Annotated in this window: 21 protein-coding genes; 13 read left to right on the top strand and 8 right to left on the bottom strand. The window is 72.2% G+C overall.

Features of this window, described 5'->3' with window-relative positions:
* The first annotated feature begins 38 nt into the window (after window positions 1-38).
* Window positions 39-659, top strand: a complete 621-nt coding sequence (locus AB0I83_RS10720; RefSeq protein WP_356535277.1) for a helix-turn-helix domain-containing protein — start codon at window positions 39-41, stop codon at window positions 657-659.
* A gap of 42 nt (window positions 660-701) precedes the next feature.
* On the opposite strand, the gene AB0I83_RS10715 is transcribed toward AB0I83_RS10720, so the two are convergent.
* Both AB0I83_RS10715 and AB0I83_RS10710 read right to left on the bottom strand, forming a co-directional pair.
* A complete protein-coding gene (locus AB0I83_RS10715) occupies window positions 702-1,673 on the bottom strand; it encodes a DeoR/GlpR family DNA-binding transcription regulator (protein WP_363304334.1) in 972 nt (323 codons plus the stop codon).
* Window positions 1,674-1,794: 121 nt separating this feature from the next.
* Window positions 1,795-3,234 (bottom strand): NAD(P)H-quinone dehydrogenase, encoded by a 1,440-nt coding sequence (locus tag AB0I83_RS10710; RefSeq protein WP_363304332.1) that lies wholly within the window; start codon window positions 3,232-3,234, stop codon window positions 1,795-1,797.
* A gap of 254 nt (window positions 3,235-3,488) precedes the next feature.
* Between AB0I83_RS10710 and AB0I83_RS10705 the strand changes: the two genes are divergently transcribed.
* From AB0I83_RS10705 to AB0I83_RS10695, 3 genes are all read left to right on the top strand, one after another.
* Complete coding sequence (locus AB0I83_RS10705) at window positions 3,489-3,926, top strand: gamma-glutamylcyclotransferase (protein WP_356535280.1); 438 nt, start codon at window positions 3,489-3,491, stop codon at window positions 3,924-3,926.
* Between the two features lie 103 nt (window positions 3,927-4,029).
* The gene (locus tag AB0I83_RS10700) at window positions 4,030-4,854 is read left to right on the top strand and encodes a purine-nucleoside phosphorylase (protein WP_356535281.1); all 825 of its coding nucleotides are present in this window, start codon (window positions 4,030-4,032) and stop codon (window positions 4,852-4,854) included.
* Window positions 4,855-5,030: 176 nt separating this feature from the next.
* Window positions 5,031-6,674 carry a phospho-sugar mutase gene (locus tag AB0I83_RS10695; RefSeq protein WP_363304331.1) on the top strand — a complete coding sequence of 548 codons (1,644 nt, stop codon included), beginning with the start codon at window positions 5,031-5,033 and terminating at the stop codon, window positions 6,672-6,674.
* 68 nt (window positions 6,675-6,742) lie between these two features.
* Here AB0I83_RS10695 and AB0I83_RS10690 read toward each other — a convergent pair whose 3' ends face one another.
* From AB0I83_RS10690 to AB0I83_RS10680, 3 genes are read right to left on the bottom strand one after another with little or no spacing between them, the layout of a single operon-like run.
* Window positions 6,743-7,510, bottom strand: a complete 768-nt coding sequence (locus tag AB0I83_RS10690; RefSeq protein ID WP_363304330.1) for an FAD:protein FMN transferase — start codon at window positions 7,508-7,510, stop codon at window positions 6,743-6,745.
* Window positions 7,503-7,925, bottom strand: a complete 423-nt coding sequence (locus tag AB0I83_RS10685) for an FMN-binding protein (RefSeq protein ID WP_356843976.1) — start codon at window positions 7,923-7,925, stop codon at window positions 7,503-7,505. The genes AB0I83_RS10690 and AB0I83_RS10685 overlap by 8 nt, the downstream gene beginning before the upstream one ends.
* An 11-nt stretch (window positions 7,926-7,936) precedes the next feature.
* Window positions 7,937-9,298 carry a ferric reductase-like transmembrane domain-containing protein gene (locus tag AB0I83_RS10680; protein WP_363304329.1) on the bottom strand — a complete coding sequence of 454 codons (1,362 nt, stop codon included), beginning with the start codon at window positions 9,296-9,298 and terminating at the stop codon, window positions 7,937-7,939.
* Between the two features lie 173 nt (window positions 9,299-9,471).
* Between AB0I83_RS10680 and AB0I83_RS10675 the strand changes: the two genes are divergently transcribed.
* Window positions 9,472-10,206 (top strand): response regulator transcription factor, encoded by a 735-nt coding sequence (locus AB0I83_RS10675; RefSeq protein ID WP_363304328.1) that lies wholly within the window; start codon window positions 9,472-9,474, stop codon window positions 10,204-10,206.
* Window positions 10,203-11,663, top strand: coding sequence for a HAMP domain-containing sensor histidine kinase (locus AB0I83_RS10670; RefSeq protein WP_363304327.1), 1,461 nt, complete (start codon window positions 10,203-10,205; stop codon window positions 11,661-11,663). The genes AB0I83_RS10675 and AB0I83_RS10670 overlap by 4 nt, the downstream gene beginning before the upstream one ends.
* Window positions 11,664-11,702: 39 nt before the next feature.
* On the opposite strand, the gene AB0I83_RS10665 is transcribed toward AB0I83_RS10670, so the two are convergent.
* Window positions 11,703-12,341, bottom strand: coding sequence for a PH domain-containing protein (locus AB0I83_RS10665; protein ID WP_363304326.1), 639 nt, complete (start codon window positions 12,339-12,341; stop codon window positions 11,703-11,705).
* 123 nt (window positions 12,342-12,464) lie between these two features.
* Between AB0I83_RS10665 and deoC the strand changes: the two genes are divergently transcribed.
* Genes deoC through AB0I83_RS10650 form a run of 3 tightly spaced genes read left to right on the top strand, consistent with a single transcriptional unit; the run spans window position 12,465 to window position 15,795 of the window.
* A complete protein-coding gene (deoC, locus tag AB0I83_RS10660; protein ID WP_356535301.1) occupies window positions 12,465-13,412 on the top strand; it encodes a deoxyribose-phosphate aldolase in 948 nt (315 codons plus the stop codon).
* 6 nt (window positions 13,413-13,418) lie between these two features.
* Entirely contained in the window at window positions 13,419-14,855 is a 1,437-nt protein-coding gene (locus tag AB0I83_RS10655) for an aldehyde dehydrogenase family protein (protein WP_356535285.1), read from the top strand.
* Entirely contained in the window at window positions 14,848-15,795 is a 948-nt protein-coding gene (locus AB0I83_RS10650) for an aldehyde dehydrogenase family protein (RefSeq protein ID WP_363304325.1), read from the top strand. The genes AB0I83_RS10655 and AB0I83_RS10650 overlap by 8 nt, the downstream gene beginning before the upstream one ends.
* Before the next feature lie 58 nt (window positions 15,796-15,853).
* Here AB0I83_RS10650 and AB0I83_RS10645 read toward each other — a convergent pair whose 3' ends face one another.
* Entirely contained in the window at window positions 15,854-16,279 is a 426-nt protein-coding gene (locus tag AB0I83_RS10645) for a hypothetical protein (RefSeq protein WP_363304324.1), read from the bottom strand.
* A gap of 63 nt (window positions 16,280-16,342) precedes the next feature.
* On the opposite strand from AB0I83_RS10645, the gene AB0I83_RS10640 reads away from it, so the two are divergent.
* The gene (locus AB0I83_RS10640) at window positions 16,343-17,083 is read left to right on the top strand and encodes a uridine kinase (RefSeq protein WP_356535288.1); all 741 of its coding nucleotides are present in this window, start codon (window positions 16,343-16,345) and stop codon (window positions 17,081-17,083) included.
* Between the two features lie 228 nt (window positions 17,084-17,311).
* On the opposite strand, the gene AB0I83_RS10635 is transcribed toward AB0I83_RS10640, so the two are convergent.
* On the bottom strand, window positions 17,312-18,058 hold the full coding sequence (locus AB0I83_RS10635) for a SigE family RNA polymerase sigma factor (RefSeq protein ID WP_356535289.1): 747 nt from the start codon (window positions 18,056-18,058) through the stop codon (window positions 17,312-17,314).
* A 193-nt stretch (window positions 18,059-18,251) separates the two neighbouring features.
* On the opposite strand from AB0I83_RS10635, the gene afsQ1 reads away from it, so the two are divergent.
* The 3 genes from afsQ1 to AB0I83_RS10620 are packed head-to-tail and all read left to right on the top strand — an operon-like array spanning window position 18,252 to window position 21,111.
* On the top strand, window positions 18,252-18,929 hold the full coding sequence (gene afsQ1 / locus AB0I83_RS10630; RefSeq protein ID WP_015578482.1) for a two-component system response regulator AfsQ1: 678 nt from the start codon (window positions 18,252-18,254) through the stop codon (window positions 18,927-18,929).
* A complete protein-coding gene (locus AB0I83_RS10625; protein WP_363304323.1) occupies window positions 18,926-20,458 on the top strand; it encodes a HAMP domain-containing sensor histidine kinase in 1,533 nt (510 codons plus the stop codon). Before afsQ1 ends, AB0I83_RS10625 begins: the two co-directional genes overlap by 4 nt.
* Entirely contained in the window at window positions 20,455-21,111 is a 657-nt protein-coding gene (locus AB0I83_RS10620; protein ID WP_363304322.1) for a hypothetical protein, read from the top strand. The genes AB0I83_RS10625 and AB0I83_RS10620 overlap by 4 nt, the downstream gene beginning before the upstream one ends.
* Window positions 21,112-21,115 lie beyond the last annotated feature (4 nt).

The following is a 21,115-nucleotide window of genomic DNA, read 5'->3' as shown; positions in this document are numbered from 1 at the left end:
ATCCTGGGACGCGGGGCGGACACCAGGAGGACAGGGCGATGGCGATGAGCACGGCACCGACACCGGCCAGGCCGATGCGCGCCGACGCACGCCGCAACTACGACCGGCTGCTGGGTGAAGCCCGCGTGTCCTTCGCGGCGCACGGCACGGACGCGTCGCTGGAGGACGTCGCCCGGCGGGCGGGCGTGGGCATCGGGACGCTCTACCGGCACTTCCCCAATCGCCACGCGCTGATGAACGCGGTGTTCCAGGACGCCCTGACCGAGCTGCTCGACCGCTCCGGCGAACTGGCACACGCCGAACAGCCGTGCTCGGCACTGGTGGAGTGGCTGGGTGCGATCGTCACTCATGCGGGTGAGTACCGAGGCCTGGCACAGGCACTCATGTCGGCGTCCGCGGACGAGACCTCGGCCCTGACGTCATGCCACGTGCCGTTGCGTCAGGCGGGCGCGCGACTGCTCGCGCGGGCCCAGAGCAGCGGTTCGGTACGGGCCGACGTGTCGATCGACGACCTGCTGCAGCTGACGAACGCGATCGCGCTGGCTGCGGAGCAGACCCCGGCGGACCCGGCCCTGGCCGAACGCCTGCTGCGGCTCACACTCCGCGGCCTGAAGGCGGACCCGGCCGGCCCGGCGCGGTCGCCTGCTCCCGGCGGCTGAGGACGCCTTCCGGACGCCCCGCCGGACTGCCGCCGCCCGGTCCTATCTGCGCCGCAGGTCGGCGACTCGGCCCACCGGCCCGTCCGCGAGTGCCGCGGCGCTCCGCAGCTGCGCACCGTGGCCCGCCGGCCCCCCGTGACCGCCCTGGGTCCGCCGCTGGCCCGGCAGCGGCATCTCCTGACGGGGCTGCCGCCCCGGTGGCAGGGCGTCGCCGCCGGCAGCGGCTTCCGCACCGGGGCCCGCCACCGTGATCTCCACCCCCTGGTCGGCCAGGGCCTGCATCTCCGTGGCGGCCCGCTCGTCGTGGGCCGGCGGCTCGTCCGTCACCAGACGGGTGATCAGCTCCGTGGGCACCGTCTGGAACATGGTGTCGGAGCCGAGCTTCGTGTGGTCGGCCAGGACCACCACCTCCGCGGCGGCCTGCACCAGTGCCCGGTCCACGCTCGCGGAGAGCATGTTGGACGTGGACAGTCCGCGCTCCGCGGTCAGCCCGCTCCCGGACAGGAAGGCCCGGGTGACCCGCAGCCCGTGGAGGGACTGCTCGGCCCCGCTGCCCACGAGGGCGTAGTTGCTCCCCCGCAGCGTGCCTCCGGTCATGACCACTTCCACCCGGTTGGCATGGGCCAACGCCTGGGCTACGAGCAGCGAGTTGGTGACCACGGTCAGGCCGGGCACACGCGCGAGCCGGCGGGCCAGCTCCTGCGTGGTGGTTCCGGCGCCGACCACGATGGCCTCGCCCTCACCGACCAGGCCGGCCGCCATGTCGGCGATGGCGGTCTTCTCCGCGGTCGCGAGATGGGATTTCTGCGGGAAGCCGGACTCACGCGTGAAACCACCCGGCAGGACCGCACCGCCGTGCCGGCGGTCGAGGAGTCCTTCTGCCTCCAGTGCGCGCACGTCCCGTCGCACGGTCACTTCGGAGGTCTGGACGACGCGGGCGAGCTCACGGAGCGATACCGCACCGTTGGCACGCACCATTTCGAGGATCAGTTGACGACGTTCTGCAGCGAACACGAAACTGACAGTAACCTGGCCGTGCGTTGCTTTTCAGCAGTTTGCGCCGAATAAGGGAAGTTGTACATAGGCGGGGCCCCTCGGTGGTATAGGGGCCCCGCCTGTGTACGTACGGTGCGCGCTACGCCTCGCCGTCGGCCTTGCGGGTGTGCAGCTGCCGGGCCACCTCGGCGATCGTTCCCGACAGGGAGGGGTACACGGTGAAGGCGTTCGCGATCTGCTCCACCGTCAGGTTGTTGTCGACCGCGAGCGCGATCGGGTGGATCAGCTCACTGGCCCGCGGCGCGACCACGCAGCCGCCGACCACGATGCCGGTGCCCGGGCGGCAGAGGATCTTGACGAAGCCGTCCCGGATGCCCTGCATCTTCGCGCGCGGGTTGCGCAGCAGCGGCAGCTTCACCACACGGGCGTCGATCTTGCCGGAGTCGACGTCGGCCTGGCTGTAGCCGACGGTGGCGATCTCCGGGTCGGTGAAGACGTTCGCGGAGACCGTCTTCAGGTTCAGCGGGGCCACCGCGTCACCGAGGAAGTGGTACATCGCGATCCGGCCCTGCATCGCGGCGACCGAGGCCAGCGCGAAGATCCCGGTGACGTCACCGGCCGCGTACACGCCGGGGGCGCTGGTGCGGGAGACCCGGTCGGTACGGATGTGCCCGGAGTCCTTGAGCTGGACCCCGGACTCCTCCAGGCCCATGCCCGCGGTGTTCGGGATCGCGCCGACCGCCATGAGGCAGTGCGTACCCGAGATGACGCGGCCGTCGGCCAGCGTGACCTCGACCCGGTCGCCGACGCGCTTGGCGGACTGGGCGCGGGACCGGGCCATGACGTTCATGCCGCGGCGCCGGAAGACGTCCTCCAGGACAGCCGCCGCGTCCGGGTCCTCGCCCGGGAGCACCCGGTCGCGGGAGGACACCAGGGTCACGCGCGAGCCGAGCGCCTGGTAGGCACCGGCGAACTCGGCGCCGGTGACACCGGATCCGACCACGATGAGCTCCTCGGGGAGCTCGTCCAGGTCGTAGACCTGGGTCCAGTTCAGGATGCGCTCACCGTCGGGCTGGGCGTCCGGGATCTCCCGGGGGTGTCCACCGGTCGCGATCAGGACGGCGTCGGCGGTGAGCTGCTCCTCGGACCCGTCGGCGGCGGTCACCACCACCTGGCGGGACCCGTCCGCGGCCTGGAGACCGTCGAGCCGGCCGCGTCCGCGCATGACCCTGGCACCCGTGCGGGTGACGGAGGCGGTGATGTCGTGGGACTGGGCGAGCGCGAGGCGCTTCACCCGCCGGTTGACCTTGCCGAGGTCGACGCCGACCACCCGCGCCGCCTGCTCTATGTGGGGGGTGTCGTCGGCGACGATGATGCCCAGCTCCTCGTAGGAGGAGTCGAAGGTGGTCATCACCTCGGCCGTGGCGATCAGGGTCTTCGAGGGCACGCAGTCGGTGAGTACCGACGCACCGCCGAGGCCGTCGCAGTCGACGACGGTCACCTCGGCGCCGAGCTGGGCGCCCACCAGTGCCGCCTCGTAGCCGCCGGGGCCGCCGCCGATGATCACGATCCGGGTCACGAAAAGTCCGCCTCGCGTGGAGTCGTCCCGCGGCCGTCCGCCTCCCCGGCCGGGGGCCCGGGGGATCGCCCCGGCGTATGCAGTACGTAGTTCATTGTCCCGCACGCGCCAAGCTGCTTCGCCCCGGGGCCCTCCATACGGGCGCACCCCTGGCCGGGCCACCGTTCGACGGCCTCCCACCGGCCCCCGGCGGCGGACGGCCTTCCGCCCCCGGAACCGTCAAACCCCGCGCCACCTCCCGTACCCTCGACCCCATGTCGCTCTACGCCGCGTACGCCGGCAACCTCGACGCGAGGCTGATGACGCGCCGCGCTCCGCACTCCCCGCTGCGCAGCACGGGCTGGCTCAACGGCTGGCGGCTGACGTTCGGCGGCGAGCAGATGGGCTGGGAGGGTGCGCTGGCCACGGTGGTGGAGGCTCCGCGTTCCCAGGTCTTCGTGGCGCTGTACGACCTGGCGCCGATGGACGAGGACTCCATGGACCGCTGGGAGGGTGTCGGTCTCGACATCTACCGGCGGATGCGGGTGCGCGTCCACACGCTGGACGGCGAGGAGGCCGCCTGGATGTACGTCCTCAACGGCTACGAGGGCGGGCTGCCCTCGGCCAGGTACCTCGGCGAGATCGCGGACGCCGCCGAGTCCGCCGGCGCACCCCACGACTATGTGATGAACCTCCGCAAGCGCCCCTGCTGAGCCCGGCCCCGACCCGCTTCTGTACGAAAGTACGAAGAGGACCGGCCAGACTCTTCACGGCCGCATCTACGCGCGTAGGGATTCAGCGGTTACCCTCGTCCGCGTGAACGCATCTGTTATTCCGGACCACATCCAGGGCGACCCGCACGCCGCCGCCGCAGACGCCGCCGCCCGCCTGCGCGAGCTGACCGGCGCCGAGACCCACGACGTCGCCCTCGTGATGGGCTCCGGGTGGGCCCCCGCCGGCGATGCGCTCGGCGTACCGGAGGCCGAGTTCCCGGTCACCGCGCTGCCCGGCTTCCCGGCCCCCGCGGTGGAGGGGCACGGCGGCACGATCCGCTCGTACCTGATCGGCGGGAAGCGCGTCCTGGTCTTCCTCGGCCGCACGCACTACTACGAGGGCCGGGGCGTCGCCGCGGTCGCGCACGGTGTGCGTACGGCGGTGGCCGCGGGCTGCCGGACCGTGGTCCTGACCAACGGCTGCGGCGGGCTGCGCGAGGGCATGCGCCCCGGCCAGCCGGTCCTCATCAGCGACCACATCAACCTCACGGCGGCCTCGCCGATCGTGGGGGCGAACTTCGTCGACCTGACCGACCTGTACTCGCCGCGGCTGCGCGCCCTGTGCAAGGACATCGACGGGACCCTCGAAGAGGGCGTGTACGTGCAGTTCCCCGGCCCGCACTACGAGACCCCGGCCGAGATCGGCATGGTCCGGACCATGGGTGGCGACCTGGTCGGCATGTCGACGGTCCTGGAGGCCATCGCCGCACGTGAGGCGGGTGCGGAGGTGCTGGGCATCTCCCTGGTCACGAACCTGGCCGCGGGCCTGAGCGGGGAACCCCTCAACCACGAGGAGGTCCTCCAGGCCGGCCGCGACTCGGCCACCCGGATGGGCTCGCTGCTGGCACGGGTGCTCGACCGGATCTGATCCGGACCGGCCCCGGCGGCGTTCGGGCCGCGGGGGCTCCGGGGGCGGAGCCCCCGGTTCCGGGCAGGCGCCGGCCGGGGAACAGCCCCGCGCGGCGGCCCACCCGGCCCCGCACAGCCCCGCCCGCCCCGCCCCGCCCCGCGACAACCGCACCGCACCGCAGAAAGGCGGACACCGTGCAGCACGACGACCTCGTCACACGGGCCAGGACCTGGCTCGCCGAGGACCCGGACCCCGAGACCCGCGCGGAGCTCGCCGGGCTCATCGACGCCGGTGACCTCACCGCGCTCGCCGACCGCTTCGCGGGCACGCTCCAGTTCGGCACGGCGGGCCTGCGCGGCGAGATCGGCGCCGGCCCGATGCGTATGAACCGGTCGGTCGTCATCCGTGCCGCCGCCGGGCTCGCCGCCTATCTGAAGGCCCGGGGACGCTCCGGCGGACTCGTCGTCATCGGCTACGACGCCCGCTACAAATCGGCCGACTTCGCCCGGGACACCGCTGCGGTGATGACGGGGGCCGGAATGCGCGCGGCCGTGCTGCCCCGCCCGCTGCCCACCCCCGTCCTCGCGTACGCCATACGGCACCTCGGGGCCGTGGCGGGCGTGGAGGTCACGGCCAGCCACAACCCCCCGCGCGACAACGGCTACAAGGTCTATCTGGGCGACGGCTCGCAGATCGTGTCCCCGGCGGACGTGGAGATCGCGGCGGAGATCGAGGCGGTCGGGCCGCTCGGCGGGGTGACGCGCCCGGAGTCCGGCTGGGAGATCCTCGGCGAAGATGTTCTGGACGCCTACCTCGCCCGTACGGACGCCGTCCTCAGCCCCGGTTCGCCCCGGACCGCCCGGACCGTCTACACCGCCATGCACGGCGTCGGCACCTCCGTACTGACCGCGGCCTTCGCACGGGCGGGCTTCCCCGAGCCGGTGCTGGTGGCCGAACAGGCCGATCCCGATCCGGCGTTCCCCACCGTCGCCTTCCCGAACCCGGAAGAGCCCGGCGCGATGGATCTCGCCTTCGCGACCGCGCGCCGGGCCCGTCCGGACATCGTCGTCGCCAACGACCCGGACGCCGACCGCTGCGCCGTCGCCGTGCCCGACCCGGCGGCCGGGGGCGGCTGGCGGATGCTGCGCGGCGACGAGGTCGGCGCGCTGCTCGCCGCGCACCTGGTGGACCGGGGCGTGACGGGTGTCTTCGCCGAGTCGATCGTGTCCTCCTCGCTGCTGGGCCGCATCGCCGGGAAGGCGGGCCTCGGCCACGAGGAGACGCTGACGGGCTTCAAGTGGATCGCCCGTGTCGACGGCCTGCGGTACGGATACGAGGAGGCGCTGGGGTACTGCGTCGACCCGGACGGCGTCCGCGACAAGGACGGGATCACGGCCGCCCTGCTGATCACCGAACTGGCCTCCGCGCTCAAGGAGAAGGGCCGCACCCTCCTGGACCTGCTCGACGACCTCGCCGTCGAACACGGGCTGCACGCGACGGACCAGCTGTCGGTCCGGGTCGAGGACCTCTCGGTCATCGCCGACGCGATGCGGCGCCTGCGCGAGAACCCGCCGACCGCCCTGGCGGGCCTGCCCGTCACCTCCGCCGAGGACCTCTCACGGGGCACGGACGCGCTGCCGCCGACCGACGGGCTGCGCTACCACCTGACAGGCGCCAGGGTCGTCGTCCGCCCGAGCGGCACCGAGCCCAAGCTCAAGTGCTACCTGGAGGTCGTCGTCCCGGTGGGCTCGGCGGACGAACTTCCGGCTGCCGCCGCGAAGGGCGCGGAACTGCTGGCCGGCATCAAGCGCGACCTTGCGGTGGCGGCGGGGATCTGACCGGACACCGGCACGCGGCCGCGTGACCGGGGGCTTCCGCCGCACGCGGGGTCACGCTCCCTCCCGCGTCACGATCCGTACCGGCGGAATCCCGATGTCCGGCGTTCCTGGCCGTCGGGCAGGACCACGAGGGCCTCGTAGCCGTCCAGTGCCTCGACCCAGGCCGGTGCGCCGGCGCCTCTGGCGAACGCCGCGGTGGCGTAGGTGTCGGTCAGCGTCAGGCCGGGTCCGACGAGGGTGACGGCGGCGAGCGCGGTGGCGGGCGCACCGCTGTGCGGATCGATGATGTGGGCGCCGCGTTCGGATGTTCCGGAGGTGGCGACCGCCATGTCGTGGTGGGCGGTGACGACGGTGACGAGCTCGCCGGGGCGCAGGGGGTGGGCGATGCCCACGCGCCACGGGGTGCCCGGGGCCGCCCGGCCCCGGAGCTGTATGTCGCCGCCGCCGTTGACGCAGGTGTTGCGGGCGCCGGCTTCCCGGAGGAGTCGGGACGCCGCCTCGGTGGCCCAGCCCTTGACGAGTCCGGAGGGGTCGAGCGTCCCCGCGGGGGTGATGCTGAACCAACCGTCGCTGGCCCTGGTGGCATGTGCGCACAGGGACAGGACCTCCTGGACCTCGGGCGGGCAGTCCTCGGGCCGGATCTCGCCGCGGCCCAGACGGCTGACGCAGCTGTCCGGCCGGTAGGTGGAGAACACGGCATCGACCTGGTGGAGGTGGTGCACCGCCTCGGCGAGAGCGCCTCGGACCGCGGCGGTCGGCTCGTCCCGTACGTCGAACGAGAAGACGGTGCCCATGACGTGCTCGACGTGGCGCAGCCCGGGTGCGGTGTCAGGCATGGGCCTGGTCCAGGGCGCTCTGGAGGGACTGCGTGTAGCCCTGGCTCGTGTAGCTGGCACCGGAGACCGCGTCGATGTGCGCGCTCTGGGCGCCGATGGCCTCCTGGGTGAGCCGGGGCAGCGCGAAGGAGGAAATCTCCTGGTCTCGTCCGTTCCCGTCCGGGGACCTGAGCACCTTGACCGAGGTGATCCTCCCCTTGTCGAGGGTCGCGGCGACCTGCACGGTCCCGTACCGGGTGTCCACCGGATCGCCGGTGAACGTGCCCGTCCCCGGGGCCGCGCCCGCCGGGGTGTGCGCGGCGGTGGGGGGACGGGGAGCCGGGTCGGTGAGGGCGGGGAGCTGGTGGGGCTTGAGTGCGAGCAGGGCGACCACGAGGCCGCTGAGAGCGGTGGTGGCGAGGACGGCTCGGCGCATGGCGGTTCTCCTCAGAACGCGAACGACTCGTGGTGGATGCGCCGTGCCGGGACACCCGCGTCGCGCAGCGCCTGGACGGCGGTCCGTGTCATGCCGGGCGGACCGCAGAGATAGACGTCGTGCGCGGACAGGTCCGGCACCAGATCGCTCAGGCGCCGGGCGGTGAGGGGCGAGGAGTACCCGGCCGGTCCGTCGACGACGTAGTGCACGGCCGCCCCTCGGCGGGCCGCTATCGCGTCGAGTTCACCGCGCAGGACGAGGTCGTCGGCGCGGCGTGCCCGGTGGACGAGGGTCACCTGGCCGGGCAGGGTCTCGAAGAGGGGGCGCAGGGGCGTGATGCCGACCCCACCGGCCAGGAGCAGCACCTTCGGAGCGGTGCGGCGGTTCGCGGTGAAGGCCCCGTAGGGCCCCTCGGCCCACACCCGGGTGCCGGGCTTCAGGCGGGCGAGTGCGGCGCTGTGTCCGCCCGCGGTCTTCACGGTGATGCGCAGGTGGTGCGGGTGCGCGGGTGCAGAGAGGGAGTACGGGTTGGCGGTCCACCACAGGCCGCGGGCCAGGAAGCGCCAGCGCAGGAACTGTCCCGGCTCGCCGCCCAGTTCGTCGAGGTGGTCGCCCGCGAGGTGGACGGAGACCACGCCGGGCGCTTCGGGGTGGACCGCGGCGACCCGCAGGTGGTGACGGAGTCCGCGCCGGACGGGCACGGCGAACCGGTACCAGGCCAGCAGCGCGGTGACACCGAGGAACAGGGCGTACCAGGCGATCTGGGCGAGGCGGTTGCCCACGAAGTCCGCGCCGTCGGAGAGCTGGTGGCCGAAGGTGAGGAACACGGCCAGGTAGGTGGCGAAGTGCAGGTAGTGCCAGGTCTCGTAGCTCATCCTGCGGCGGGCGGCGCGGGCCGAGAGGATCGCGGTGGCCAGGAACAGCAGGAAGCCGGCCGTGCCCTTGAGGAGGTCCGGGTAGTGGAGGACGAGCGTGGAGGTCTGATCGACCACGTTCGTGTGGGAGGTCAGGGAGTAGCCCCAGATGATCAGCAGGGTGTGGGCGAGCGCGAGTGAGACGGTGCAGCGCCCGCCCCAGGCGTGCCAGCGGGCGAGCCGGTCGGTGCCGATGCTGTGGTCCAGGAGCGGTATGCGGGCCATCAGGCCCAGCAGCACGGCACAGGCGTAGCCGGCCAGGAGGCCGGTGATGCGTCCCGCGCCGGTGAGCCAGCCCGCCGGGCCGACCACCGAGCTCGTGTCGCTCCACCAGAGGGCGAGCACCCCGGCGGCGCCCGCCCAGATCACCAGGGGCGCCAGGACGGGCACGACGCTGCGGCGCGGGCTCCGGTGGCGCATCCCGCCCTTCGCGTACGTGGTGGTGTGCGTGGTGGTCATGGAGTTCCTCCGGACGGGACTCGGTTCCGGCGATTGGGCGGTCAGCCTCACAGCCCGACCTCTGAGTACCTTCTGAAACCGCCCCTGCCGGCCTGCCCCGGCGCCGATTCAGAGGAAACTCAGAGATTCGGCTCCCCTTTCCGCGGCCTGCGCCGGGGGATGCTGGGAGGACCATGGAAGAGCCGCGTACGACACCGCTTCTGCACCGCCCCGACGGACAACCCGTGCGGATCCTCGTCGTCGACGACGAACCCGATGTCACCGACGTCCTGGCCGGAGTCATGACCGGCGAGGGCTGGCAGGTCCACACCGCTGCCGACGGTGCCACCGCGCTCGCGACGGCTCGTGACTTCCGCCCCGACGCCGTGGTCCTGGACTGGATGCTGCCCGACATGGACGGTCTGAGGGTGCTGCGCGGCCTTCGGCGTGAGGCGCCCCACGTGTGCGTGCTGTTCCTGACCGCCCGCGACGCCGTGGAGGACCGCATCGCCGGTATCACCGCGGGCGGCGACGACTACGTCACCAAGCCCTACAGCCTGGAAGAGGTCCTGGCCCGGATGCGCGGGCTGCTGCGGCGGGCCGGAATGGCTGCGGAACCGGGCACGAACCGGCTCACCGTCGGTGACCTCACCATGGACGAGGAGGCCAGGGAGGTCAGGCGTGCCGGAGCCACGATCGACCTGTCCCGGACCGAGTTCGAACTCCTGCGGTTCCTGATGCGCAATCCTCGCCGGGTGCTGTCGAAGGAACAGATCCTCGACCGGGTCTGGGCCTACGACTTCGGCGGCCGTGCCCATGTCGTCGAGCTCTACATCAGCTATCTGCGCAAGAAGATCGACGCCGGACGCGCGCCGATGATCCACACCGTGCGCGGAGTCGGCTACGTGCTCAAGCCGGAGTCCTCGTGAGGCGCCCACCGCCGCGCACCCTGCGCGGTCAGCTCACCACCGGGCTCGTGGTACTGCTCGCGCTCGCCTGCTGCGCGGTCGGTGTCGCCACCACCATCGCTCTGCGCGGCTTCCTGATGGGGCGCCTCGACGAGCAGCTCGCCGCGTCCGGCGGGCGGTTCGCCGCCAGCCTGGAACATGAGGCGGAGCCCGACGCCGACAACCGCTCCGACACCCGCGGGCAGGCCGAGTACACCTTCGGCGCCCGCGTCCTGGACGGCACCGTCACCCAGGCGGCCGTCGTCGACGACGCCACCGCCCGCCCCCTCCGGCTCACGCCGGGGGACCGCCGCACCCTGACGGGAGTCCCCGTGGACGGGAACGGGCACAGCGTCCACCTGTCCGCCTCCGCGGGCAGGTACCGCGTCATGGCTGTGCGGGGCGACGACCGGGACACCCTGATCACCGGTCTTCCGCTGCACCCGGTGGAAGAGACCGTGCACCGCCTCGCGGCCGTCGAGGCGCTGCTGTTCGGCGCCGCTGTCGTGGCCACCGGCATCGCCGGGGCCCTGTGGGTGCGGATCTCCCTGCGCCCCCTGCGACGGGTCACGGCCCGTGCGGCGGAGGTGGCGGGCCTGCCGCTCGCCAGCGGTGAGGTGGCCATGCCGGGGCCTCTTACCGACACGGACCCGCGCACCGAGGTCGGTCAGGTGGGCACCGCCCTCAACCACATGCTCGGCCACGTCGAGGAGGCCCTCACCAGCCGCCAGGCCAGCGAGGAACGCCTTCGGCACTTCGCCGCCGACGCGAGCCACGAACTGCGTACCCCGGTGGCCAACATCCGGGGCCACGCGGAACTCGCCCTGCGCCACCGGGGCCCTGTCCCCGCTGAGGTCCGCCATGCCCTGGACCGCATCAGCGTCGAGTCACGGCGGATGACCCGCCTCGTCGACGACCTGCTCCTGCTCGCCCGTCTGGACGCCGGCCGCCCCCTCGAACACGAACCGGTGGACCTGACCCTGCTCATCCTGAACGCGGCCGACGACGCGCGCGCCGCCGGTCCCTCCCACCACTGGCTCCTCGACCTCCCGGAAGAACCCGTCAGCGTGACCGGGGACGCCCACCGCCTACAGCAGGCCATCGGCAACCTGCTCGCCAACGCCCGCACCCACACCCCTCCCGGTACCGACGTGGTCGTCACCCTCACCACCGATCGGACCGGTGTCCACGTGGAGGTGAGTGACAACGGGCCGGGCATCCCGGCAGAGCTGCGGTCCGAGGTCTTCGGACGCTTCGTCCGGGCCGACCACGCCCGCTCCCGCAGCACGGGCAGCACGGGTCTGGGCCTCGCCATCGTCCACGCGGTCGTCACCGCCCACGGCGGGACGGCCACCGTCACCAGCGGCCAGGGGCGCACGACCTTCCGCATCGTGCTCCCCGCCGACGGCGTCCGGCGCACCGACGGGGCGAGCCCGTGACACGCCTCGCGCAGCGCCGCCCGGGCCGGTCCTCGGCGGTCAGCCGATCGCCAACAGCACCACGAGCAGCACGGCGCCGACGGCGGCCGGGGCGATCACCTCGTACGCCCAGCGCACCGACGCGGTCGTCGTGGCCTTATCGGGGTGGGCGGCGGCGCGCTCGGCGAGTTCCCGCAGGTCGCCGACCGTCTGATCGGCCGCTGCGGTGCGGGCCTGGGAGTCTCGGACGTCGGCGTGCGCGGAGGTCCGGCCGTACGGGTCGTCGTGGGCCCGCTGGGTGGCCTTCCTCGCCGCCCGCTTGCGCTCGCGGAGCGACACCGGGACCGCCCACAGCTGGTACTTGTCACCACCGTGGGTGAACACCTCGCTGGAGTAGGCGGCGCGCACGGTGGAGACGTCCTTCCAGGGCAGCACGATCGTCCGGAACGGGTTGCGGATCCGGATCCGCTCCTCGTCGGCGAACACCGCGGGCCGCAGCGTGAACGCCACGATCAGCGGGATCACCGTCAGCAGCGCGGCCAGCGCCAGCCACGGCACCCGCCCCTCGCCCCGGAACACCGCGTCCACGCCGAGCCAGCCGGTCAGCAGGATCAACAGCGCTCCGCCGACCAGTCCGGCACCGGACCTGAAGATCCGGTCGGAGTAGGCGGGCTCGGCGGGGGGTGTGGGGCTCGTCATGGTCCCGATTCTGCCTGAAGCGGGGCCGGGGGCGCGGCCCGGCCTCACCGGACCGCGGACGGTCCGGAAAGAGGTGGGCACTGTACAGGTCGCTACGCGCGTAGATATGCTCATGTGGTGACCATGCCCACCACTGCTCCCCCCTTCGCCGACGCGACGGCGTCCGACAGTGCGCTGCGCCGCTTCCTGCACGGGCTGCCCGGCGTCGACACCGTCGGCCTCGAAGCGCGCGCCGCCGCTCTAGGCACCCGATCGATCAAGACGACCGCCAAGGCGTACGCCATCGATCTCGCCATCTCGATGATCGACCTGACGACGCTGGAAGGCTCGGACACCCCGGGAAAGGTCCGGGCTCTGGCCGCCAAGGCCGTCAACCCCGACCCGACCGACCGCACGACTCCGCGCACCGCGGCCGTCTGCGTCTATCCCGACATGGCGGCGACCGCCGTCGCCGCGCTCGCCGGTTCCGGGGTGAAGGTGGCGTCCGTCGCGACGGCCTTCCCCGCCGGACGCGCCGCGCTCGAGGTCAAGCTCGCGGACGTCCGCGACGCCGTGGCGGCCGGGGCCGACGAGATCGACATGGTGATCGACCGCGGGGCGTTCCTCTCCGGCCGCTACCTCAAGGTGTACGAGGAGATCGTCGCCGTGAAGGCCGCGTGCGGTTCCGCGCGGCTCAAGGTGATCTTCGAGACCGGCGAGCTGTCGACGTACGACAACATCCGCCGGGCCTCCTGGCTCGGGATGCTGGCCGGCGCGGACTTCATCAAGACGTCGACCGGCAAGGTCGCCACCAACGCCACCCCCGCGAACACCCTGCTGATGCTGGAGGCCGTGCGCGACTTCCGGGAGCAGAGCGGTGTGCAGATCGGCGTGAAGCCCGCGGGCGGCATCCGCACCACCAAGGACGCGCTGAAGTTCCTGGTCCTGGTGAACGAGACCGCGGGTGAGGACTGGCTGGACAACCACTGGTTCCGCTTCGGAGCCTCAAGCCTGCTGAACGACCTGCTGATGCAGCGCCAGAAGCTCAGCACCGGCCGTTACTCCGGCCCCGATTACGTGACGGTGGACTGATACGCCATGGCATCCGCATTCGACTACGCACCGGCTCCGGAGTCCCGCTCCGTCGTCGACATCGCCCCCTCGTACGGCCTGTTCATCGACGGCGAGTTCACCGAGGCCGCCGACGGCAAGGTCTTCAAGACGGTCAGCCCGTCCACGGAGGAGGTGCTCTCCGAGGTCGCCCGCGCGGGCGCCGAGGACGTGGACCGGGCCGTGAAGGCGGCCCGCAAGGCCTTCGAGAAGTGGTCGGCGCTGCCCGGTTCCGAGCGCGCCAAGTACCTCTTCCGGATCGCCCGGATCATCCAGGAGCGCTCGCGCGAGCTGGCCGTCCTGGAGACCCTGGACAACGGCAAGCCGATCAGGGAGACCCGCGACGCGGACCTTCCCCTGGTCGCCGCGCACTTCTTCTACTACGCGGGCTGGGCCGACAAGCTGGACCACGCGGGGTACGGGGCGGACCCGCGCCCGCTCGGGGTGGCCGGCCAGATCATCCCGTGGAACTTCCCGCTGCTGATGCTGGCCTGGAAGATCGCCCCGGCGCTCGCCACCGGCAACACCGTGGTGCTGAAGCCGGCGGAGACGACACCGCTGTCCGCGCTGTTCTTCGCCGACATCTGCCGCCAGGCGGGCCTGCCGAAGGGCGTCGTTAACATCCTCACGGGGTACGGCGACGCCGGCGAGGCCCTGGTGTCGCACCCCGACGTGAACAAGGTCGCCTTCACCGGATCCACCGCGGTCGGCAAGGCCATCGCCCGGCAGATCGCCGGCACCGACAAGAAGGCCACGCTCGAACTGGGCGGCAAGGGCGCCAACATCGTCTTCGACGACGCCCCCGTCGACCAGGCCGTCGAGGGCATCGTCACCGGCATCTTCTTCAACCAGGGCCAGGTCTGCTGCGCGGGCTCGCGGCTCCTCGTGCAGGAGTCCGTGCACGACGAGGTGCTGCACGCGCTCAAGCGCCGGCTGTCGACGCTCCGGCTCGGCGATCCGCTGGACAAGAACACCGACATCGGCGCGATCAACTCCGCGGAGCAGCTCGCCCGGATCAGCGCGCTCGTCGAGACCGGCGAGGCGGAGGGCGCCGAGCGGTGGTCCGCACCGTGCGAGCTGCCGTCCGCCGGGTACTGGTTCGCACCGACCCTCTTCACCGGTGTCACCCAGGCGCACACGGTCGCCCGCGACGAGATCTTCGGCCCGGTGCTGTCGGTGCTGACCTTCCGTACGCCGGACGAGGCAGTCGCCAAGGCCAACAACAGCCAGTACGGCCTGTCCGCGGGCATCTGGACGGAGAAGGGCTCCCGCATCCTCGCGGTGGCCGGCAAGCTCCGCGCGGGTGTCGTGTGGGCCAACACGTTCAACAAGTTCGACCCGACCTCGCCGTTCGGCGGATACAAGGAGTCGGGCTTCGGCCGCGAGGGCGGCCGTCATGGTCTGGAGGCCTACCTCGATGTCTGACGGGCGACTGAGCGTCTTCAAGACCTACAAGCTGTACGTCGGGGGCAAGTTCCCCCGCTCCGAGAGCGGCCGGGTGTACGAGGTGACGGACTCCAAGGGCAAGTGGCTGGCGAACGCCCCCCAGTCCTCCCGCAAGGACGCCCGTGACGCGGTGGTGGCCGCGCGCAAGGCGTTCGGCGGCTGGTCGGGCGCGACGGCGTACAACCGCGGCCAGATCCTCTACCGCGTCGCCGAGATGCTGGAGGGTCGCCGGGACCAGTTCGTCCGGGAGGTGGCGGAAGCGGAGGGACTGTCGAAGTCCAGGGCCGCGGCCGCCGTCGACGCGGCGGTGGACCGCTGGGTCTGGTACGCGGGCTGGACGGACAAGATCGGCCAGGTCGTGGGCGGGGCGAACCCGGTCGCGGGCCCGTTCTTCAACCTGTCCACCCCTGAGCCGACGGGTGTCGTCGCGGTACTGGCCCCGCAGGAGTCGTCGTTTCTGGGCCTGGTGTCGGTGGTCGCCCCGGTGATCGCCACGGGCAACACCGCGGTCGTGGTCGCCTCGGCGGACGCGCCGCTGCCCGCGCTCTCGCTGGGCGAGGTCCTCGCGACCTCGGACCTGCCCGGCGGTGTGGTGAACATCCTGTCCGGGAGGACCGCGGAACTCGCGGCCCCGCTGGCGTCCCACCAGGACGTCAACGCCATCGACCTCACGGGCGCCGACGCCGGCCTGGCGAAGGAACTGGAGATCGCGGCGGCGGACAACCTGAAGCGCGTCTTCCGTCTGCCCGTCGCCCAGCGGCGCCCCGGGAAGGGGGCGCAGGGCGATGACCGTCCACAGGCTGTGGGCGGCGCGGACTGGTCGGCCGATCCCGGCACCCACCGGCTGACGGCCTTCCTCGAGACCAAGACCGTCTGGCACCCGACGGGTGCCCTGGGGGCCTCCGGCTCCTCCTACTGACGTCAGACACGCCGTGGGGCCGCCTTCCGGGCGGCCCCACACGCGCGCGTACGGCGGATCAGCCGGTGACCAGGCCGGTCACCTCGCCGACGACGGGGAGATCGCCGAGCGCGGCACCGCTGGTCAGCGGGTCGGTCACGATGGCGGTGGTCACCGGCTTGAAGTCGGCGATCTGGGTGCCCACCGCGTTGTCCAGCGGGTCCACGCCCGTCCCGGCCAGCGGGTCGAGCTGGAGGTCGGTGACGGGCTTGACCGCGCCGGCGAGCCCGTAGCCGAGCGCGCTGGTCAGCGCCGGCGACGCCGCCTCACCGAGCGCCCCCAGGGTGCTGTCCGCGGTGTCGGCGCCGGTGGCGGGCGGGGCGGGCAGCGGCGCGGCCTGGGCCGCCGCACCTCCCGCGCCGAGGGCCGCGCCCAGCGCGGTGAGGGTCAGACCGGCACGCAGCAGAGCGCGTTTCCGGGGCTTGGACAGTGCATGACGTGCCATTTTTTCCCACCTGATCAGGACGTGTCGGGTAATCATCCGTGCGCGCAGAGTAGTTGAGGTGTGATGCTCGATACCAACAGGACCTCCCGGGGATCCCCTGCGCGGGTCAATGCCTCACACTTCTGTTCTGTGAGTTCCCAACCGATCCCCACGCGCGTCGTACTGCTCGCCGGTCCGTCCGGCTCCGGCAAGTCCTCCCTCGCGGCCCGCAGCGGTCTCCCGGTGCTGCGCCTGGACGACTTCTACAAGGAGGGAAACGATCCGACACTGCCCCGGGTCACCGGCAGTGCGGACATCGACTGGGACTCCGCCCTGTCCTGGGACGCGGACGGCGCCGTCGAGGCAGTGGCCGAACTGTGCCGCACCGGGCGTACGGACGTCCCGGTGTACGACATCTCCACGAGCGCGCGGGTCGGCCACGAGATCCTCGACATCGAACGCACGCCCCTGTTCGTCGCCGAGGGGATCTTCGCCGCCGACATCGTGGAGCGCTGCCAGGAACTCGGCCTGCTCGCCGACGCGCTGTGCCTGCGCGGGCGGCCGTCCACGACGTTCCGGCGGCGGCTGCTGCGTGACCTGCGGGAGGGCCGGAAGTCGGTGCCCTTCCTGCTGCGGCGCGGGTGGCGGCTGATGCGGGCCGAGCGCCGGATAGTGGCCCGGCAGACCGCCATGGGCGCGTACCCCTGCGCCAGGCAGGAGGCGCTGGGCCGGCTCGCGGCCGCCGCGGCGGGGCGCTGCCGCGCGCCTCGGAGCCGGCAGCGGGGCCAGGACGTGTCGGCCGCCCGGGACCTCGGGGTTCGGTAGCGCCCGACCCCTTGGGAGAACGCGCGAACGGCCCTCTGCGGGGTACCGGGGCCGTCGTCGTGGCGGGACGCGTCGGCCTTCGTCCTCGTCGTACGGCAACGCGGCGGGGGCGGACAAGACCCCCCGGCCCGTCCGCCCCCGCTGCGTACCACCCCCGTACCGCCGCTTCCCCCGAAGTGGCGGCGTTTTCCCCCGTGTCCCCCCGTTTTCCCCGTGTCCCCCTCAGCCTCAGGCCACCAGCTCGCCGAAGGACTCCTCCTCGTCACGGCCGAAGCTGAGGACCTCGTCCTCACGCAGCCGGCGGAGCGACCGCCAGATGCTCGACTTCACCGTGCCGACACTGATGTCGAGGATGGACGCGATCTCCGGGTCCGTGCGGCCCTCGTAGTAGCGGAGGACCAGCATCGTGCGCTGGAGTTCGGGCAGTCGCGCGAGCGCCTGCCAGAGCACCGCCCGCAGTTCCGTGCCCCGCATCGCGTCCGTGTCGCCCACCGTCTCCGGCAGCTCCTCGGTCGGGTACTCGTTCAGCTTGCGCCTGCGCCATGCGCTGATGTGCAGGTTGGTCATGGTGCGGCGGAGGTATCCGCCGACGGCCGCCTTGTCGCTGATCCTGTCCCACGCCCGGTACGTCGAGAAGAGGGCGCTCTGCAGCAGGTCCTCGGCCTCGAACCGGTCGCCGGTCAGGTGGTAGGCGGTGGCGTACAGGGAGGCGCGGCGCTCCTGGACGTAGGCCGTGAACGCCGTTTCGGCGTCATCGGCCTGTGCCGGGATCCTCCGCTCCCCCGTGACCTCCCCGTACGCGTTTCCCCCGTTGCCCCCCGTGGTCGCGTCAACCATCGTCAGGTGCGACGAGTGCTGACGCCCGGCGCCACGAGTACACCCCCGTGCTCCGGCGCCGGACTTCTCCGGGCTCCTCCCGACGTCGTGGAGGCGTGTGGCAACTGCGCTTGAGGTGGTGCTGTGCAGTGCGTTCATGTGGCGCCCCCCATCGGTGGAGTCCGTTCGCCCCGTGTGCCATTGAGCTTGCCGGGGCAGTTTCATGGCGCTGTCCCCCGACTGTCACAGGGCTGTCACAGGGGCTGTCGCAGGGCGCGTCGGCCGACCTCGGCGAGGATCAGGTCGGGGGGATTGTCGAAACGTGGCAGCACCATGGGCCAGAATGGCCCTCGTGCCTTTCCTGTTGCTGATCGAGGACGACGACGCCATCCGCACGGCCCTCGAACTCTCGCTGTCTCGCCAGGGCCACCGTGTGGCCACCGCGGCGACGGGAGAGGACGGCCTTGAGCTGCTCCGGGAGCAGCGGCCCGACCTGGTCGTGCTGGACGTGATGCTGCCCGGGATCGACGGTTTCGAGGTGTGCCGGCGTATCCGGCGCACCGACCAGCTGCCGATCATTCTGCTGACCGCGCGCAGCGACGACATCGACGTCGTGGTGGGACTCGAGTCCGGCGCGGACGACTACGTGGTGAAACCCGTGCAGGGCCGGGTGCTCGACGCCCGTATCCGCGCGGTCCTGCGGCGCGGGGAGAGGGAGTCGACCGACTCGGCGACCTTCGGGAGCGTGGTCATCGACCGTTCGGCGATGACCGTCACGAAGAACGGGGAGGACCTGCAGCTCACGCCGACCGAGCTGCGTCTCCTGCTCGAACTGAGCCGCAGGCCCGGACAGGCCTTGTCCAGGCAGCAGTTGCTGCGCCTGGTGTGGGAGCACGACTATCTCGGCGACTCGCGGCTGGTGGACGCCTGTGTGCAGCGGCTGCGGGCGAAGGTGGAGGACGTTCCGTCGTCGCCGACCCTGATCCGCACCGTGCGCGGGGTCGGGTACCGGCTGGACTCGCCTCAGTGAGCGATTCCGCGAAACGTTCCGTACTCGCGGGTCTTCGCTGGACCAGCCTGCGGCTGCGGCTGCTCGTCGTGTTCGCGCTGGTGGCTCTGACGGCCGCGGTGTCCGCCTCCGGCATCGCGTACTGGCTCAACCGTGAGGCGGTGCTGACCCGCACCCAGGACTCCGCGCTCGGCGACTTCCGCCGGCAGATGCAGAACCGGGCGGCGTCGCTGCCGCTGGAGCCCCCGTCGGAGGATCTACGGGACGCCGCCGAGCAGATGGCGAGCAGCGGCCCCGGCTACCACGTGCTGCTGGTCGGCACGAGTGACGGCAAACCGGTCACCGGATCGTCGGACACCGACTCCTTCACCAAGATCGACGTGCCCGCCTCGCTGCAGAGGCAGGTGAACAAGAAGCAGCCGCTGACGTCGACCAACACGCATGAGTACCACCTGTTCTGGCAGCGTACGACCATCGGCGGCACTCCCTACCTGGTGGCCGGGACGAAGATCATCGGCGGTGGTCCGGCCGGCTACATGCTGAAGTCGCTGGACCAGGAGCGCGCCGACCTCAATTCGCTCGCCTGGTCACTGGGTATCGCCACGGCGCTGGCCCTCGTCGGCTCGGCGCTCCTCGCGCAGGCCTCCGCGACGACCGTACTGCGACCGGTGCAACGGCTCGGCGACGCGGCCCGCAAGCTCGGCGAGGGAAAGCTCGACACCCGTCTCGTGGTGTCCGGTACGGACGAACTCGCCGATCTCTCCCACACGTTCAACAAGGCCGCCGGCTCCCTGGAGAAGAAGGTCGCCGACATGACCGCGCGGGAGGAGTCGAGCCGCAGGTTCGTCGCCGACATGTCGCACGAGCTGCGCACCCCGCTGACGGCGATCACGGCGGTCGCCGAGGTGCTGGAGGACGAGGCGGACAGCCTCGACCCGATGATCGCCCCGGCCGTGCACCTGGTGGTGAGCGAGACCCGGCGGCTGAACGACCTGGTCGAGAACCTCATGGAGGTCACCCGCTTCGACGCGGGTACGGCCCGGCTCGTCCTGGACACGGTCGACGTCGCCGACCAGGTGACCGCCTGCATAGACGCGCGCGCCTGGCTGGACGCGGTCGACCTGGACGCGGAGCGCGGCATCATGGTGCGGCTCGATCCGCGCCGGCTCGACGTGATCCTGGCGAACCTGATCGGCAACGCCCTGAAGCACGGCGGGTCACCGGTGCGGGTGTCGGTGCGGACCGACGAGGACGATCTGGTCATCGAGGTGCGCGACCACGGTCCGGGCATCCCCGAGGACGTCCTGCCGCACGTGTTCGACCGCTTCTACAAGGCGAGCGCGTCAAGGCCGCGCTCCGAGGGCAGCGGTCTCGGCCTGTCCATCGCGCTGGAGAACGCGCACATCCACGGCGGTGGCATCGCCGCCTCGAACCTGCCGGACGGCGAGGGCGCGGTGTTCGTGCTGCGGCTCCCGCGCGACGCCGAGGGGCTGACCGGCACTCCGGAGCACGACGATCCGGACCGCGACGAGAAGGGCGGCGCGAAGTGACGCGCAGCGAGCGGGCGTACGGCGCACCGCGCCGGGTGCGTCGGAAGGGCGTACGCCGCCGGGCCGCCGCCGCGCTGGCGACCGCTTGGACGTGCGCGGCGCTGGCCTCGGGCTGCGGGATCCGGAGCACCTCGGTGCCGGTCGACGCAGGGGCCGCGCCGTCCCGGATGCCGTGCCGCACAGCGGCGGCGGAGGCGACCACGCCGCCGCCCGGTGGGGTGTCGATGCGGATCTATCTGGTCTGCGCCTCCCAGCTCGCGACGGTGGAGCGCACGGCCGAGTTCGACGAGTCGCGTTCCGACCGGCTCCTGATCGCCCAGGCTCTGCTGAACCAGCTGGAGCGCGAGCCGTCGGCCGACGAGCGGCGGGCCGGCTTCTCCAGCGACGTACCGCTGGGGCTGCGGGCCTCCGATGCGCGCGAGGGCGACCCGAAGCGCACGCTGCGCCTCAGTGAACAGCCGGAGGACCTCCCCGCGGAGGCGCTCGCCCAGGTGGTGTGCTCGTTCGCGGAGAGCGAGGGGATCGGCTCGGCGGGTGGCTCGGTGCTGCTGGGCGGGCCTGGGAACTACGCTCCGCGGGGCTACCTGTGCACGTCGGAGACGAAGACCCGCCCCGCGGAAGTGCCCACGCTGGGCGCGGTCGAGCTCCCCTGAGGCG

Origin of the sequence: Streptomyces sp. NPDC049970 (assembly GCF_040660235.1) — a bacterium.
Taxonomy (GTDB): Bacteria; Actinomycetota; Actinomycetes; order Streptomycetales; family Streptomycetaceae; genus Streptomyces.
This window is presented reverse-complemented; position numbering and strand designations above follow the sequence as displayed.

Bases quoted from the DNA above. Each gene is read 5' to 3' on its own strand.
- AB0I83_RS10635 (WP_356535289.1), bottom strand. From the start codon at position 18,058: ATGAACGCACTGCACAGCACCACCTCAAGCGCAGTTGCCACACGCCTC.
- AB0I83_RS10675 (WP_363304328.1), top strand. From the start codon at position 9,472: ATGGAAGAGCCGCGTACGACACCGCTTCTGCACCGCCCCGACGGACAA.
- AB0I83_RS10665 (WP_363304326.1), bottom strand. From the start codon at position 12,341: ATGACGAGCCCCACACCCCCCGCCGAGCCCGCCTACTCCGACCGGATC.
- AB0I83_RS10640 (WP_356535288.1), top strand. From the start codon at position 16,343: ATGCTCGATACCAACAGGACCTCCCGGGGATCCCCTGCGCGGGTCAAT.
- AB0I83_RS10650 (WP_363304325.1), top strand. From the start codon at position 14,848: ATGTCTGACGGGCGACTGAGCGTCTTCAAGACCTACAAGCTGTACGTC.
- AB0I83_RS10680 (WP_363304329.1), bottom strand. From the start codon at position 9,298: ATGACCACCACGCACACCACCACGTACGCGAAGGGCGGGATGCGCCAC.
- AB0I83_RS10645 (WP_363304324.1), bottom strand. From the start codon at position 16,279: ATGGCACGTCATGCACTGTCCAAGCCCCGGAAACGCGCTCTGCTGCGT.
- AB0I83_RS10705 (WP_356535280.1), top strand. From the start codon at position 3,489: ATGTCGCTCTACGCCGCGTACGCCGGCAACCTCGACGCGAGGCTGATG.
- AB0I83_RS10685 (WP_356843976.1), bottom strand. From the start codon at position 7,925: ATGCGCCGAGCCGTCCTCGCCACCACCGCTCTCAGCGGCCTCGTGGTC.
- AB0I83_RS10655 (WP_356535285.1), top strand. From the start codon at position 13,419: ATGGCATCCGCATTCGACTACGCACCGGCTCCGGAGTCCCGCTCCGTC.
- AB0I83_RS10720 (WP_356535277.1), top strand. From the start codon at position 39: ATGGCGATGAGCACGGCACCGACACCGGCCAGGCCGATGCGCGCCGAC.
- AB0I83_RS10690 (WP_363304330.1), bottom strand. From the start codon at position 7,510: ATGCCTGACACCGCACCCGGGCTGCGCCACGTCGAGCACGTCATGGGC.
- deoC (WP_356535301.1), top strand. From the start codon at position 12,465: ATGCCCACCACTGCTCCCCCCTTCGCCGACGCGACGGCGTCCGACAGT.